General features: G+C 71.4%; 13 protein-coding genes. 6 read left to right on the forward strand and 7 right to left on the reverse strand.

The window, feature by feature from the left end:
• Nucleotides 1–44: 44 nt before the first annotated feature.
• From ACWGDE_RS26555 to ACWGDE_RS26570, 4 genes are all read right to left on the reverse strand, one after another.
• Nucleotides 45–1,169: a GuaB3 family IMP dehydrogenase-related protein gene (locus ACWGDE_RS26555; protein WP_453391548.1), complete on the reverse strand. Its 1,125-nt coding sequence runs from the start codon at nt 1,167–1,169 to the stop codon at nt 45–47.
• Nucleotides 1,170–1,328: 159 nt separating this feature from the next.
• Nucleotides 1,329–2,834, reverse strand: a complete 1,506-nt coding sequence (guaB, locus tag ACWGDE_RS26560) for an IMP dehydrogenase (RefSeq protein ID WP_453391549.1) — start codon at nt 2,832–2,834, stop codon at nt 1,329–1,331.
• Nucleotides 2,835–3,019: 185 nt separating this feature from the next.
• Nucleotides 3,020–3,649: a sigma-70 family RNA polymerase sigma factor gene (locus ACWGDE_RS26565; RefSeq protein WP_453391550.1), complete on the reverse strand. Its 630-nt coding sequence runs from the start codon at nt 3,647–3,649 to the stop codon at nt 3,020–3,022.
• A gap of 343 nt (nt 3,650–3,992) precedes the next feature.
• Entirely contained in the window at nt 3,993–4,604 is a 612-nt protein-coding gene (locus tag ACWGDE_RS26570) for a response regulator transcription factor (RefSeq protein WP_003948568.1), read from the reverse strand.
• A gap of 379 nt (nt 4,605–4,983) precedes the next feature.
• Between ACWGDE_RS26570 and ACWGDE_RS26575 the strand changes: the two genes are divergently transcribed.
• Nucleotides 4,984–5,319, forward strand: a complete 336-nt coding sequence (locus tag ACWGDE_RS26575; protein ID WP_453391551.1) for a WhiB family transcriptional regulator — start codon at nt 4,984–4,986, stop codon at nt 5,317–5,319.
• A gap of 166 nt (nt 5,320–5,485) precedes the next feature.
• Here the strand turns inward: ACWGDE_RS26575 and ACWGDE_RS26580 are convergent, their stop codons facing one another.
• On the reverse strand, nt 5,486–6,385 hold the full coding sequence (locus tag ACWGDE_RS26580; protein ID WP_453391552.1) for a LysR family transcriptional regulator: 900 nt from the start codon (nt 6,383–6,385) through the stop codon (nt 5,486–5,488).
• Nucleotides 6,386–6,464: 79 nt separating this feature from the next.
• Here ACWGDE_RS26580 and ACWGDE_RS26585 point away from each other — a divergent pair, with 79 nt between their 5' ends.
• From ACWGDE_RS26585 to ACWGDE_RS26595, 3 genes are all read left to right on the forward strand, one after another.
• Complete coding sequence (locus ACWGDE_RS26585) at nt 6,465–7,154, forward strand: MOSC domain-containing protein (RefSeq protein ID WP_453391553.1); 690 nt, start codon at nt 6,465–6,467, stop codon at nt 7,152–7,154.
• A gap of 49 nt (nt 7,155–7,203) precedes the next feature.
• A complete protein-coding gene (locus ACWGDE_RS26590; RefSeq protein WP_453391554.1) occupies nt 7,204–7,977 on the forward strand; it encodes an SDR family NAD(P)-dependent oxidoreductase in 774 nt (257 codons plus the stop codon).
• A gap of 88 nt (nt 7,978–8,065) precedes the next feature.
• Nucleotides 8,066–8,755 carry an ester cyclase gene (locus ACWGDE_RS26595; protein WP_453391555.1) on the forward strand — a complete coding sequence of 230 codons (690 nt, stop codon included), beginning with the start codon at nt 8,066–8,068 and terminating at the stop codon, nt 8,753–8,755.
• 117 nt (nt 8,756–8,872) lie between these two features.
• On the opposite strand, the gene groL is transcribed toward ACWGDE_RS26595, so the two are convergent.
• Both groL and groES read right to left on the reverse strand, forming a co-directional pair.
• A complete protein-coding gene (gene groL / locus ACWGDE_RS26600) occupies nt 8,873–10,501 on the reverse strand; it encodes a chaperonin GroEL (RefSeq protein ID WP_453391556.1) in 1,629 nt (542 codons plus the stop codon).
• A gap of 135 nt (nt 10,502–10,636) precedes the next feature.
• Nucleotides 10,637–10,945 carry a co-chaperone GroES gene (groES, locus tag ACWGDE_RS26605; RefSeq protein ID WP_008739621.1) on the reverse strand — a complete coding sequence of 103 codons (309 nt, stop codon included), beginning with the start codon at nt 10,943–10,945 and terminating at the stop codon, nt 10,637–10,639.
• A gap of 469 nt (nt 10,946–11,414) precedes the next feature.
• On the opposite strand from groES, the gene ACWGDE_RS26610 reads away from it, so the two are divergent.
• Both ACWGDE_RS26610 and ACWGDE_RS26615 read left to right on the forward strand, forming a co-directional pair.
• A complete protein-coding gene (locus ACWGDE_RS26610; RefSeq protein WP_453391557.1) occupies nt 11,415–12,095 on the forward strand; it encodes a response regulator transcription factor in 681 nt (226 codons plus the stop codon).
• The gene (locus ACWGDE_RS26615) at nt 12,088–13,542 is read left to right on the forward strand and encodes a sensor histidine kinase (RefSeq protein ID WP_453391558.1); all 1,455 of its coding nucleotides are present in this window, start codon (nt 12,088–12,090) and stop codon (nt 13,540–13,542) included. The genes ACWGDE_RS26610 and ACWGDE_RS26615 overlap by 8 nt, the downstream gene beginning before the upstream one ends.
• Nucleotides 13,543–13,783: the final 241 nt, after the last annotated feature.

Genomic DNA, 13,783 nt, shown 5'->3' on the forward strand with positions numbered 1-13,783 from the left:
CCCCGTTCGGGGTGCCGGCCCTCCGGCGTACGTGCGCGAAAGCGTCAGCGGCTGTGCTGCGAGTCCGCGATCGTGACCTCGACCCGCTGGAACTCCTTGAGTTCGCTGTAGCCGGTGGTGGCCATCGAGCGGCGCAGGGCGCCGAAGATGTTCATCGAGCCGTCCGGGGAGTGCGACGGGCCGGTGAGGATCTCCTCGGTGGTGCCGACCGTGCCGAGGTTCACCTTCTTGCCGCGCGGCACGTCCTCGTGAACGGCCTCCATGCCCCAGTGGTTGCCCTTGCCGGGCGCGTCGGTGGCACGGGCCAGCGGGGAGCCCATCATCACGGCGTCGGCGCCGCAGGCGACGGCCTTGGGGATGTCGCCGGACCAGCCCACGCCGCCGTCGGCGATGACGTGCACGTAGCGGCCACCGGACTCGTCCATGTAGTCGCGGCGGGCCGCGGCCACGTCCGCGACGGCGGTGGCCATCGGGACCTGGATGCCGAGCACGTTGCGCGTGGTGTGCGCGGCGCCGCCGCCGAAGCCGACCAGCACGCCGGCCGCGCCGGTGCGCATCAGGTGCAGGGCCGCGGTGTAGGTGGCGCAGCCGCCCACGATGACCGGGACGTCGAGCTCGTAGATGAACTGCTTGAGGTTCAGCGGCTCGGCGGCGCCGGAGACGTGCTCCGCCGACACGGTGGTGCCGCGGATCACGAAGATGTCCACGCCCGCGTCGACGACGGCCTTGGAGAACTCCGCCGTGCGCTGCGGGGAGAGGGCGGCGGCGGTGACGACACCGGAGTCGCGCACCTCCTTGATCCGCTGACGGATCAGGTCCGCCTGGATCGGGGCGGCGTAGATCTCCTGGAGACGGCGGGTGGCGGTCTCCTCGTCCAGCTCGGCGATCTCGTCGAGCAGCGGCTGCGGGTCCTCGTAGCGGGTCCACAGGCCCTCGAGGTTCAGCACGCCGAGGCCGCCGAGCTCGCCGATGCGGATGGCGGTCTGCGGGGAGACGACCGAGTCCATGGGAGCGGCCAGGAACGGGAGCTCGAAGCGGTAGGCGTCGATCTGCCAGGCGATCGAGACCTCCTTCGGGTCCCGGGTACGGCGGCTGGGGACGATGGCGATGTCATCGAACGCGTACGCCCGGCGGCCGCGCTTGCCGCGCCCGATCTCGATCTCAGTCACGTGTGGTGGCCTTTCCTCTGGGTCTGCCCGTCCAGTATCCCCGAACGGCGGGGACTCGCGTTCCGGTGACCGCTGTACGGACGACCCGGACGCTTCGGGGGTCCGGACACGGCGAAGGGGCGGGCCCCCGCGGGACCCGCCCCTTCCTCGCTGATCCGATCAGCCCTTGCGGGAGTAGTTCGGAGCCTCGACCGTCATCTGGATGTCGTGCGGGTGGCTCTCCTTGAGCCCCGCCGAGGTGATCCGGACGAACCGGCCGCGGTCCTGGAGCTCCGGCACCGTACGGCCGCCGACGTAGAACATCGACTGGCGCAGGCCGCCGACGAGCTGGTGCACGACCGCGGAGAGCGGGCCGCGGTACGGGACCTGGCCCTCGATGCCCTCGGGGATGAGCTTGTCGTCGCCGCCCACGCCCTCCTGGAAGTAGCGGTCCTTGGAGAAGGACTTGCGGTCGCCGCGGGACTGCATCGCGCCGAGCGAGCCCATGCCGCGGTACGACTTGAACTGCTTGCCGTTGATGAAGAGCAGCTCGCCCGGGGACTCCTCGCAGCCCGCGAGCAGCGAGCCGAGCATCACCGTGTCGGCGCCGGCGACGAGCGCCTTGGCGATGTCGCCGGAGTACTGCAGGCCGCCGTCGCCGATGACCGGGACACCGGCCGCCTTGGCGGCGAGCGAGGCCTCGTAGATCGCGGTGACCTGCGGGACGCCGATGCCGGCGACGACGCGGGTGGTGCAGATGGAGCCGGGGCCGACGCCGACCTTGATGCCGTCGCAGCCGGCGTCGATGAGCGCCTGGGCGCCGTCGCGGGTGGCGACGTTGCCGCCGATGACGTCGACCGTCGAGTTGGACTTGATCTTGGAGACCATGTCGCCGACGAGGCGGGAGTGACCGTGGGCGGTGTCGACGACGATGAAGTCGGCGCCCGCCTCGATCAGGGCCTGGGCGCGGTCGTACGCGTCGCCGGCGACACCGACGGCCGCACCGACGAGCAGCCGGCCGTCCTTGTCCTTGGCGGCGTTCGGGTACTTCTCGGCCTTGACGAAGTCCTTGACCGTGATGAGGCCCTTGAGGATGCCGGACTCGTCGACGAGCGGCAGCTTCTCGATCTTGTGGCGGCGCAGCAGCTCCATGGCGTCCACGCCGGAGATGCCGACCTTGCCCGTGACCAGCGGCATCGGGGTCATGACCTCGCGCACCTGGCGGCTGCGGTCTGACTCGAAGGCCATGTCGCGGTTGGTGACGATGCCGAGCAGCTTGCCGGCGGGGTCGGTCACCGGGACGCCCGAGATGCGGAACTTCGCGCACAGCTCGTCGGCCTCGCGCAGGGTCGCGTCCGGGTGCACCGTGATCGGGTCCGTGACCATGCCGGACTCGGAGCGCTTGACCAGGTCGACCTGGTTGGCCTGGTCGGCGATGGAGAGGTTGCGGTGCAGAACGCCGACGCCGCCCTGGCGGGCCATCGCGATGGCCATGCGGGCCTCGGTGACCTTGTCCATGGCGGCGGAGAGCAGCGGGACGTTCACGCGGACGTTGCGCGAGATGAGGGAGGAGGTGTCGATCGCGTCCGGGGACATGTCCGACGAACCCGGCAGGAGCAGCACGTCGTCGTACGTGAGGCCGAGTGTGGCGAATTTGTCGGGCACTCCGTCGGCGTTCACAGTCATGACACCTTCCAAGATGGTCTTGCTCAGCGCGGATGTCCATGCTAACGGGATCGCGAGGCGTCTCATTCCACGACCAAGATCAAGGCCAAGGTTCGTCGTTTCCTACGACGAAAGAACCGGACGAACCCTGACGGAACCCGCCCGACCCAGAGGAACCGGGATCAAGGGGCCTTCTGCCGTTCGGCCTACTGTTCGGCGAGCGCGCGGAGCCGGCTGAGCGCCCGGTGCTGGGCTACGCGTACCGCTCCGGGGGACATCCCGAGCATCTGCCCGGTCTCTTCGGCGGTCAGCCCCACGGCGACGCGCAGCACGAGGAGCTCGCGCTGGTTCTCCGGGAGGTTGGCCAGCAGCTTCTTGGCCCAGGCGGCGTCGCTGCTCAGCAGCGCGCGCTCTTCGGGGCCCAGTGAGTCGTCGGGGCGCTCCGGCATCTCGTCGGAGGGCACGGCCGTGCTGCCGGGGTGCCGCATGGCGGCCCGCTGCAGGTCGGCGACCTTGTGCGCGGCGATGGCGAAGACGAAGGCCTCGAAGGGGCGCCCGGTGTCGCGGTAGCGCGGCAGCGCCATCAGGACGGCGACGCAGACCTCCTGCGCCAGGTCCTCCACGAAGTGACGAGCGTCACCGGGAAGTCGCGAGAGCCGGGTGCGGCAGTACCGGATGGCGAGGGGGTGCACGAAGGCGAGCAGATCGTGCGTGGCCTGCTCGTCGCCCTCGACGGCACGGCGTACGAGCGCGCCGACGGTCCCGTCGCCGCCACCTCTGGCGGTGCCGGTGGGGCCTGTGGCCGCGGGTGACCCCGGGGCCTCGTCGTCGCGCATCAATCCATGGTGCCTTGGTGCCGGAGCATTCGCGGCACTGCGGCCCGCGTTGTGCATCGAAGCGTTATGCGGGGTGGGTACACCGGAACTCATGCTCTGGCCCCTCCCCTCCCGCTCGGCCGAATCGTCCCCGAGGCGTCATCTCCAGGATGCGCCACACCCTCAAGCATGCGGCATGGCGCACGAAGCGACACGTCCCCCGGATTGTGCCCCGCCAATCCCCGGTCCGCACCACGGTGCGGGAGATCGGTCGACGGGGCCTTCGGGACCCGCCGGGAGAACCCGGCCCGGCCCCCGTGCCGGCCGCGGCACCGCCGGCCGGTGAGGGCCGGCGGTCGTGCGGTCAGCGGACCAGACCCCAGCGGAACCCGAGCGCGACGGCGTGCGCCCGGTCGGAGGCGCCGAGCTTCTTGAACAGCCGGCGGGCGTGCGTCTTGACCGTGTCCTCGGAGAGGAAGAGCTCGCGCCCGATCTCCGCGTTGGACCGGCCGTGGCTCATGCCCTCCAGGACCTGGATCTCGCGCGCGGTGAGCGTGGGCGCGGCGCCCATCTCGGCCGAGCGCAGCCGGCGCGGGGCCAGCCTCCAGGTCGGGTCGGCGAGGGCCTGGGTGACCGTGGCCCGCAGTTCGGCGCGCGAGGCGTCCTTGTGCAGATAGCCCCGGGCGCCGGCGGCGACCGCGAGGGCCACGCCGTCCAGGTCTTCGGCGACCGTCAGCATGATGATGCGGGCGCCCGGGTCGGCCGAGAGCAGCCGGCGAACCGTCTCCACACCGCCGAGCCCGGGCATCCGTACATCCATCAGAATCAGGTCGGAGCGGTCGGCACCCCAGCGGCGGAGGACTTCCTCGCCGTTGGCGGCCGTCGTCACACGCTCGACGCCGGGCACGGTGGCAACCGCGCGGCGGAGCGCCTCTCGGGCAAGCGGGGAGTCGTCGCAGACGAGGACGGATGTCATGACCGCCCTCCGCAGCTGCTGATGCGCGTCACCTTGAGCCTCCAGGCTGGTACGTATCGTCACCTGTGCGGTCGATGCTCCCGGACACCTGTCCGAGAACTTCTTGGTTCAACCGCCTTCGCACTCTCAACGATGGTCACTCGAAAGAGTTACGGGTCGGACGGACACCTTCGGCACTCTACGTGAGGAAGCGATCACGACGCGGGCACCACTCGCCGCGTGTCCTCCATCTGGCGTTATGCCCTATTTGGCGGCTTTCCTTCCGTTTGGCGCATGTCTGAGGCTAGATTCCCAATGAGTCATATTTACATCTACTACGACAGTAGGTGTGGAGACATGGACCGTATCCGCCTCAGTACCGGCACCAAGAGGACTACCAATGGCAGATTTCTCCCGCCTCCCCGGACCGAACGCCGACCTCTGGGACTGGCAGCTGCTGGCTGCCTGCCGCGGGGTCGACAGCTCCCTCTTCTTCCACCCGGAAGGTGAGCGGGGCGCGGCCAGGAGCGCGCGCGAGGCCTCGGCTAAAGAGGTCTGCATGCGTTGCCCGGTGCGTTCGGAATGCGCCGCGCACGCACTCGCCGTCCGCGAGCCCTACGGGGTGTGGGGCGGCCTCACCGAGGACGAACGCGAAGAGCTGATGGGCCGCGCACGCCATCGCCTGATCCCCGCCACGACCGCGATCGGACCGATCGCTCCGATCGTTCCGCACTGACCGGACCAGATCACGCCCACCGTTCCGCACCGGGCGGACCGGATCACCCGCACCGTTCCGCACCGGGCGGACCGGTCGCCAACACCGTTCCGCACCGGGCGGAGCGGACACCCTCACCGCGCAGGGGCCCCGCACGCAGTCCGTACGGGGCACCCCTGCGCGGGGGTCAGCGCCTGGCCGCCCGCTCCAGCTCGGCCAGGGTCGCGGCCACGGCCGGCACCCGGGCCAGGTCGGGCAGGGTCAGGGCCACGACCTCCCGCTCGACCGCAGGCTCCACGACGAGGGTGCTCACGCCCTTGGCCCGTACGGACTCCACCGCGAGCTCCGGCAGCACCGCGACCCCGAGCCCGGCCCCGACCAAGCCGACCACGGCCGGGTAGTCGTCGGTGGCGAAGTCGATGCGCGGGGTGAAGCCGACGGCCTCGCACACCTCGACCAGATGGCGGCGGCAGCGCGGGCAGCCCGCGATCCAGGGCTCGTCGGCCAGTTCCGCCATGCCCACCCGCTCCGCGCCCGCCAGCCGGTGCCCCTCGGGGACCAGCCCGACGAGCCGGTCGGTCAGCAGCGGCCGGACCACGAGGTCCTCCCACTCGGCCGCCGATCCGGAGGCGCCCCCGTAGCGGAAGGCCAGCGCGAGGTCGCAGTCGCCCTCGCGCAGCATCTCCACCGAGCGCGGCGGCTCGGCCTCCACCAGCGAGATCCGGGTCCCGGGGTGCTCGGCGCGCATCGCCGCGAGCGCGGTGGGCACCAGCGTGGAGCTGCCGCTGGGGAAGGAGACGAGCCGGACCCGGCCCGCGCGGAGCCCGGCGATGGCCGCGACCTCCTCCTCGGCCGCGGTCAGCCCGGCGAGGATCCCGGCGGCGTGCCGGACCAGCGCCTCACCGGCCTGGGTGAGGCGCATCTCGCGCCCGGTACGGATCAGCAGGGGGGTGCCCGCGGACTGTTCCAGCGCCTTCATCTGCTGGGAGACGGCCGGCTGGGTGCAGCCGAGCTCGCGGGCGGCGGCGGAGAAGGACCCGGTTCCGGCGACAGCGCGCAGAACTCGGAGATGACGTGCCTCGATCACCCTTCGAGCATAAGGGCTACTTTGATCGGGGCACCATTAACCCCGTGACGCTTTGAGACGATTCGGCTAGCGTGAGGGCATGCATCTCATCTCCGTGAACCTCGGCCGCGCGACGGCCGTCGAGTACACCGACGCGGAGGGTGGCCTGACCGGCCACCGCAAGCTCCCCGCGCCCGGTCCCGTACGCGTCTTCGCCCCGGGCCCCAAGGGGGTCGCGGCCAGCGGCGTGGAGGGTGACGACGTCTGCGACCTGCGCCATCACGGCGGCGACCACCAGGCCGTGTACGCGTACGCCCGCGAGGACCTGGAGTGGTGGGAGGGCGAGCTGGAGCGCGAACTGCCCGGCGGGCTCTTCGGCGAGAACTTCACCACCTCCGGCGTCGACGTGAACGGCGCCAAGCTCGGCGAGCGCTGGCGGGTCGGCCCCGACCTGGTCCTGGAGGTGGCCTCGGCGCGCATCCCGTGCCAGACCTTCCAGGGGACGCTCGGCGAGAAGTCCTGGGTCAAGCGGTTCACGCAGGCCGCGCGGCCGGGCGCGTACCTGCGGGTCATCGAGGAGGGCCGGGTCTCCCCCGGCGACACCATCGAGGTGCTCCACCGGCCCGACCACGAGGTGACCGTCGAGTTCTGGTTCCGCGCCTTCACCACCGAGCGGACGCTGCTGCCGCGCACGCTGGCGGCGGGCGACGCGCTGGAGCCGGCGGCGCGGGACAAGGCGCTCGCCTACGTGGAGAAGTACGGGAACGCGGGCCTCCCGCAAGGGGGCTGACGCACAAGCCGGTACGGGAGGCGGCGCCCGGGGCGGCTAGGTTGCCCGTATGACGACTGCGTTGATTACGGGATCCACGGCGGGCATCGGCGCCGCATTCGCCCGGCGGCTCGCCGCCCAGGGCCACAACCTCGTCCTGGTGGCCCGGGACACCAAGCGGCTCGGCGAGCAGGCCACCGAACTGCACGACCGGCACGGCATCGAGGCCGAGGTGCTGGTCGCCGACCTCTCCACCGAGGAGGGCATCGCGGCGGTCGAGAAACGTCTCGGCGACCGCAAGCACCCGGTGGACCTGCTGGTCAACAACGCGGGCTTCGGGAACAAGGGCCGCTACCTCGAGGTCTCCATGGCCGACGAGCTGACCATGCTGAAGGTCCACATCGAGGCCGTGCTGCGGCTGACCTCGGCGGCGACGGAGTCGATGCGCTCGCGCGGGCGCGGCGGCGTGATCAACGTGGCCTCGGTGGCGGCCTTCCTGCCGCGCGGCACCTACGGGGCGAGCAAGGCCTGGGTCGTGCAGTTCACGCAGGGCGCCGCGAAGGACCTGACCGGTTCGGGCGTACGGCTGATGGCGCTGTGCCCGGGCTTCGTGCGCACCGAGTTCCACCAGCGCGCCGGTATGGGCACGGACAACATCCCCGGCTGGATGTGGCTGGACGCCGACAAGCTGGTCGCCGCGGCCCTGGCCGACCTGGCGCGGGGCAAGACGGTGTCGATCCCGGACCCGCGGTACAAGGCGCTGATGGGCGTGGTGAAGCTGACGCCGCGGGGCCTGCTGGGCGGGGTTTCCTCGCGTACGGGGCGCAAGTACGGACCGCAGTGAGCGGGCCCCGGAGGCCGACTTCACCGAACGAGGCAAATGGGTGAAATCTCCCTAAACTGGATGTGTCCCATCCAGCGCGGGAGAGGCCATGACATTCGTACAGATAGTCGATTACGAAACCAGTCAGCCCGAAGCGGTCAACGAGGTCATCGACCGCTACATCGAGCAGACCAAGGGCAAGCGCACCGTCCTCGCCAGCCGGGTCGCCAAGGACCGCGACTCCGCCACGCACTACGTCGACGTCGTCGAGTTCCCGTCGTACGAAGCGGCCATGAAGAACTCTCACCTCCCGGAGACCGACCGGATGTTCCAGGAGATGGTGGCCCTCTGCGACGGGATGCCCACGTTCACCAACCTGGACGTCGTACGTGACGAGCACCTCAACACCCTGCTCGTGAACCGCATGTACGACGAGATCGCGATGAAGGGCGACCTGTCCGTCATCGAGGAGATCTTCGCGGCCGACTACCTCGACCACGACATCAGCAACCCCGTGGACAAGACCGGATACACGGCCATCAGCGAGGACGTCACGATGTGGCGCGGCGCCTTCGACTTCACCTTCACGCGTGACGCCCAGATGGCACAGGACGACTACGTCACCACCCTGTGGACCTGGAGCGGCAAGCACAAGGGCGAGTTCATGGGGATCGCCCCGACCGGCAAGACCTGCACGATGACCGGCACGACGGTCTTCCGATGTCAGGACGGAATGATCAAGGAAGGCTGGTGGCACTACGACGCCATGCGCCTCATGAAGGAACTGGGCGCGATGTAGCCACCCGTCCGGCAGCGCGTACGGGAAAGCCCCGGTCACCACCGCTTGGCAGCGGTGACCGGGGCTTTGCCGCGAGCAGTCGCGATCACTCGGGACTACTGACGCCTACCGACGAGGTCAGTGGCTGTGGCCGTGACCGTGGCCGTGACCGGCGTCGGCCTCATCGTCGGCCGGCTTCTCGACGACCAGGGTCTCGGTCGTGAGCAGCAGCGACGCGATGGAAGCGGCGTTCTCCAGCGCGGAGCGGGTGACCTTGACCGGGTCGATGACGCCGGCCTTGACCAGGTCGCCGTACTCGCCGGTGGCGGCGTTGAAGCCCTGGCCCTTCTCGAGCTCGGCGACCTTCGAGGTGATGACGTAGCCCTCGAGGCCGGCGTTCTCGGCGATCCAGCGCAGCGGCTCGACGGCGGCGCGGCGCACGACCGCGACACCGGTGGCCTCGTCGCCCGACAGGCCGAGGTTGCCTTCCAGCACCTTCACGGCGTGGACGAGAGCGGAGCCACCGCCGGAGACGATGCCCTCCTCGACCGCGGCGCGGGTCGCCGAGATGGCGTCCTCGAGACGGTGCTTCTTCTCCTTGAGCTCCACCTCGGTGGCGGCGCCGACCTTGATGACGCAGACGCCACCGGCGAGCTTCGCCAGGCGCTCCTGCAGCTTCTCGCGGTCCCAGTCCGAGTCGGTCGACTCGATCTCGGCCTTGATCTGGTTGACGCGGCCGAGGACCTCGTCGGAGGAGCCGCCACCGTCGACGATGGTGGTGTCGTCCTTGGAGATGGTCACGCGGCGCGCGGTGCCCAGGACGTCCAGACCGGCCTGGTCGAGCTTGAGGCCGACCTCCTCGGCGATGACGGTGGCACCGGTGAGGGTGGCCATGTCCTGCAGCATCGCCTTGCGGCGGTCACCGAAGCCGGGAGCCTTGACGGCGACGGCGTTGAAGGTGCCACGGATCTTGTTGACGACGAGGGTGGAGAGCGCCTCGCCCTCGACGTCCTCGGCGATGATCAGCAGCGGCTTCGAGGCGCCGGCCTGGATGACCTTCTCGAGCAGCGGCAGGAGGTCCTGGATGGAGGAGATCTTGCCCTGGTTGATCAGGATGTACGGGTCGTCGAGGACGGCCTCCATACGCTCCTGGTCGGAGACCATGTACGGCGAGAGGTAGCCCTTGTCGAAGGCCATGCCCTCGGTGAACTCCAGCTCCAGGCCGAAGGTGTTGGACTCCTCGACGGTGATGACACCGTCCTTGCCGACCTTGTCCATCGCCTCGGCGATGAGCTCGCCGACCTGCTGGTCCTGCGCGGAGAGCGCGGCCACGGCGGCGATGTCGGACTTGTCCTCGATCGGACGGGCGGTCGCGAGGAGCTCCTCGGACACGGCCTTGACCGCGGCGTCGATGCCCTTCTTCAGGGCGGCCGGGGAAGCACCCGCGGCGACGTTGCGCAGACCCTCGCGGACCAGCGCCTGGGCCAGCACGGTGGCGGTGGTGGTGCCGTCACCCGCGATGTCGTTGGTCTTGGTCGCCACCTCCTTCACGAGCTGCGCGCCAAGGTTCTCGTACGGGTCGTCCAGCTCGACCTCGCGAGCGATGGTGACACCGTCGTTCGTGATGGTGGGCGCACCGAACTTCTTGTCGATCACGACGTTGCGGCCCTTGGGGCCGATCGTCACCTTGACCGTGTCGGCGAGCTTGTTGACGCCGCGCTCGAGGGCGCGACGGGCGTCCTCGTCAAACTTGAGAATCTTCGGCATGGGAGCGGTTCAGCCCTCTCGTTGCGATCCCCGGCCGCTCACCGCGACCGCCTAACCAGAAACGAACTACGCCCCTCGCCGCCCGGCATCAGCAGGGGTGACCAGGGGCGTAGCTCAAGCAAAACTGGAGAAGTCTTACTTCTCGACGATCGCGAGCACGTCGCGGGCCGAGAGGACGAGGTACTCCTCGCCGTTGTACTTCACTTCGGTGCCGCCGTACTTGGAGTACAGGACGACGTCGCCGACGGTGACGTCCAGCGGGAGACGCTGGCCGTCCTCGAAGCGGCCCGGGCCCACGGCAAGGACGACGCCCTCCTGGGGCTTCTCCTTCGCGGTGTCCGGGATGACCAGGCCAGAGGCCGTGGTCTGCTCGGCGTCGAGCGGCTGGACCACAATGCGGTCCTCGAGCGGCTTGATGGCAACCTTGGAGCTGGTGGTCGTCACGATCCGACCTCCCCCTTCGGAGATCCGGGGTTAACTGTCTGAGGTGGCGACCAGGTCGATCCGTCGTCGCGGGTGCCGGATCTGCCTGTCGCTGTGTTGGCACTCACCAGGGGCGAGTGCCAGACGCGAGACTATTCCGGGGATTAGCACTCGGTCAAGCGGAGTGCCAATACGCGCCGCTGGTTTCGCCGCCCGGGCCGCCTGGGGGCGCCCCGGAACCCCGCGGGGACCAGCCCCCGGACCCCCGCTCCTCAAGCGCCGGAGGGGCTGGATTCTGTCCGGCGTCGACCTGCACCCGCACGCCGCGGGACTGGAAAATCCACCCCCGCCGGCGTTTGAGGCGCGGGGGTCCGGGGCGGAGCCCCGGGGGGTCCGGGCTCAGCCCGGGACCCCTCCAGCCCGTCGGGCGTTTGAGGACCGGGTCCGGGCCGGCCCGGGCAAAAAGGGTCCGGTATGTGAGGCTTGGGGCATGCGGATTCTGGTCGTCGAAGACGAAACCGGCCTCGCCGAGTCACTGCGGCGCGGCCTCTCCGCCGACGGCCACTGGATCGACCTCGCCCACGACGGCCACCGCGGACTGGAGCTCGCCCTCACCGGCGGCCCGTACGACGTGGTCCTCCTCGACCTGATGCTCCCCGGTCTGTCGGGCTACGAGATCTGCAGGCGCATGCGCGCCCACGGCGACCCCACCCCCGTCCTCATGCTGACCGCCAAGGACGGCGAGTACGACGAGGCCGAGGGCCTGGACTCCGGCGCCGACGACTACCTCACCAAGCCGTTCTCGTTCGTCGTCCTCGCCGCCCGCCTGCGCGCGCTCACCCGCCGGGCCGCCGCCCCCCGCCCCAGCGTCCTGCAGGCCGGCGACCTCCTGCTCGATCCGCGCGGCCGCCGCTGCCGCCGCGGCCCGCACGAGATCGAGCTGACCGCCCGCGAGCTCGGCGTACTGGCCTGCCTCATGGAGCAGCCCGGCCGGGCCGTCGCCAAGCAGGACATCCTCGACGAGGTCTGGGACACCCCGCACGGCATCGACCCGAACATCGTCGAGGTGTACGTCTCCTCGCTGCGCCGGAAGATCGACGCCCCCTTCGGCCGCCGCTCGATCCTCACCGTCCACGGCACCGGCTACCGGATGGCACCGGACGGTGGATAGCCCCCGGTCCCGGTCCCGGTCCCGGTCCCGGTCCCGCTCCGCCGGCCGGCGGCTCGGCAGTCTGCGGGCCCGCGCCGCCGCGGCCGCCGCCCTCGCGATGGCCGCCGTCCTCGCCACCGGCGGGCTGTGGCTGTACGCCCTGCTGCGCGCCAACCTCATCGAGAACACCACCGGCCGCACCGAGCTCGCCGCCCGCAAGGTCGCCGCCCTGTACGACACCGGGACCCTCCCGGCCGGCGGCCGGCTGCCCGCGCCCGAGGGCGGGGTCGACCTGGTCCTCGTACGGAACGCGGCCGGCACGATCGTGGCCACCAGCGGGGACCTGAAGGACACTCCCGAGGTCACCGAACTGCGCCCCGCGCCCGGCGACGACATGCGCTCGGCCGTCCTGCCGCCCGCCCGCCCCGGCACCCAGCGGCGCGTGGTCGTCGCCGTCGAGGCGCCCGGCCCGCCGGGGACGCACGCCACCCACACCGTCTACGCCATGACCGTGCTCGGGGACGTCGACGACGCCAACCGGGCCGTGGGACTCGGCCTGCTGGCCGGCGCGCCCCCGCTGATCGCCGTCTCCGCGGCCCTGGCCTGGTGGGTGACGGGCCGCGCGCTGCGCCCCGTCACCGCGATCCGCACCGGGCTGGCGGCGGTCACCGCGAGCGAGCTGGACCGGCGGGTCCCGGACCCGGGCGGCGCCGACGAGATCGCGCGGCTGGCCCGGACCGTCAACGAGACGCTCGACCGGCTGGAGCGCAGCGACGCCCGGCAGCGGCAGTTCACCGCCGACGCCTCGCACGAGCTGCGCAACCCCCTCGCGGCCGTCCGGTCCCGGCTGGAGGTGGCGCTGCGCGACCCCGACCGGGAGTCGGTGGCGGCCGCGCTGGCCGATACCGAGCGGCTCCAGCGCATCGCGGCCGATCTGCTCCTGCTGGCCCGGCTCGACGGCGGGCCCGCGCCGCGCACCGAGCCGGTGGACCTCGCGCTGCTGGCCGCCGAGGACGTGGCGCGGCGCCCGGCGCCCCGGGTCGCGCTACGGCTGGACGCGCGGGCCCCCGTACCGGCCGCCGGGGATCCGGCGCGGCTGGAACGGGCGCTGGCCAACCTCGTGGACAACGCCCTGCGGTACGCCCGCGCCGAGGTCGTGGTCCGGGCCTCGGCCGAGGACGGCTGGGCTCTGCTGGAGGTCACGGACGACGGTCCGGGCATCCCGGAGGCGGACCGGGACCGGGTCTTCGAGCGGTTCGTACGGCTGGACGCGGACCGGGGCCGTGACAGCGGCGGCACCGGCCTGGGCCTGGCCATCGCCCGGGAGATCGCGCGGGCGCACGGCGGCGAGGTCCGGGCGTTCCCCCCGTCCGCCGGGAGCCCGGGCGCGCGGCTCCTGCTGCGCGTGCCCGCTTCGCCCGGCCCGTCCCGCCGGCCCGGCCCGTCCCGCGGCGGCCCCCGCCCCTGAAGGCGGTTTCAGGACCTTCAGGTTTCCTTCAGCGGCGCTCCCCCAGCATCGACAGGCATGAGCGCTCACCGCAGGAAGCCCGAGGGACAGGGCCATGGCCAGGGGCAGGGACGGGGACAGGGCGGGGGCCGCGGCCGCGGCCCGACACCCACGGCCCCCGGCCGCGGGCCCGCGCGCCCGACCCCGCGGGTCCGCCCCCAGCCGGGCGCCGGCGGCGGGCGGGCGGGGATCGGCGGCGGGT

The sequence above is a fragment of the Streptomyces sp. NPDC054956 genome, assembly GCF_053609185.1.

Coding starts and splice junctions, on each gene's coding strand:
- ACWGDE_RS26595 (WP_453391555.1), top strand. CDS start 8,066: ATGACATTCGTACAGATAGTCGATTACGAAACCAGTCAGCCCGAAGCG.
- ACWGDE_RS26590 (WP_453391554.1), top strand. CDS start 7,204: ATGACGACTGCGTTGATTACGGGATCCACGGCGGGCATCGGCGCCGCA.
- ACWGDE_RS26565 (WP_453391550.1), bottom strand. CDS start 3,649: ATGCGCGACGACGAGGCCCCGGGGTCACCCGCGGCCACAGGCCCCACC.
- ACWGDE_RS26575 (WP_453391551.1), top strand. CDS start 4,984: ATGGCAGATTTCTCCCGCCTCCCCGGACCGAACGCCGACCTCTGGGAC.
- ACWGDE_RS26610 (WP_453391557.1), top strand. CDS start 11,415: ATGCGGATTCTGGTCGTCGAAGACGAAACCGGCCTCGCCGAGTCACTG.
- groL (WP_453391556.1), bottom strand. CDS start 10,501: ATGCCGAAGATTCTCAAGTTTGACGAGGACGCCCGTCGCGCCCTCGAG.
- ACWGDE_RS26570 (WP_003948568.1), bottom strand. CDS start 4,604: ATGACATCCGTCCTCGTCTGCGACGACTCCCCGCTTGCCCGAGAGGCG.
- ACWGDE_RS26585 (WP_453391553.1), top strand. CDS start 6,465: ATGCATCTCATCTCCGTGAACCTCGGCCGCGCGACGGCCGTCGAGTAC.
- guaB (WP_453391549.1), bottom strand. CDS start 2,834: ATGACTGTGAACGCCGACGGAGTGCCCGACAAATTCGCCACACTCGGC.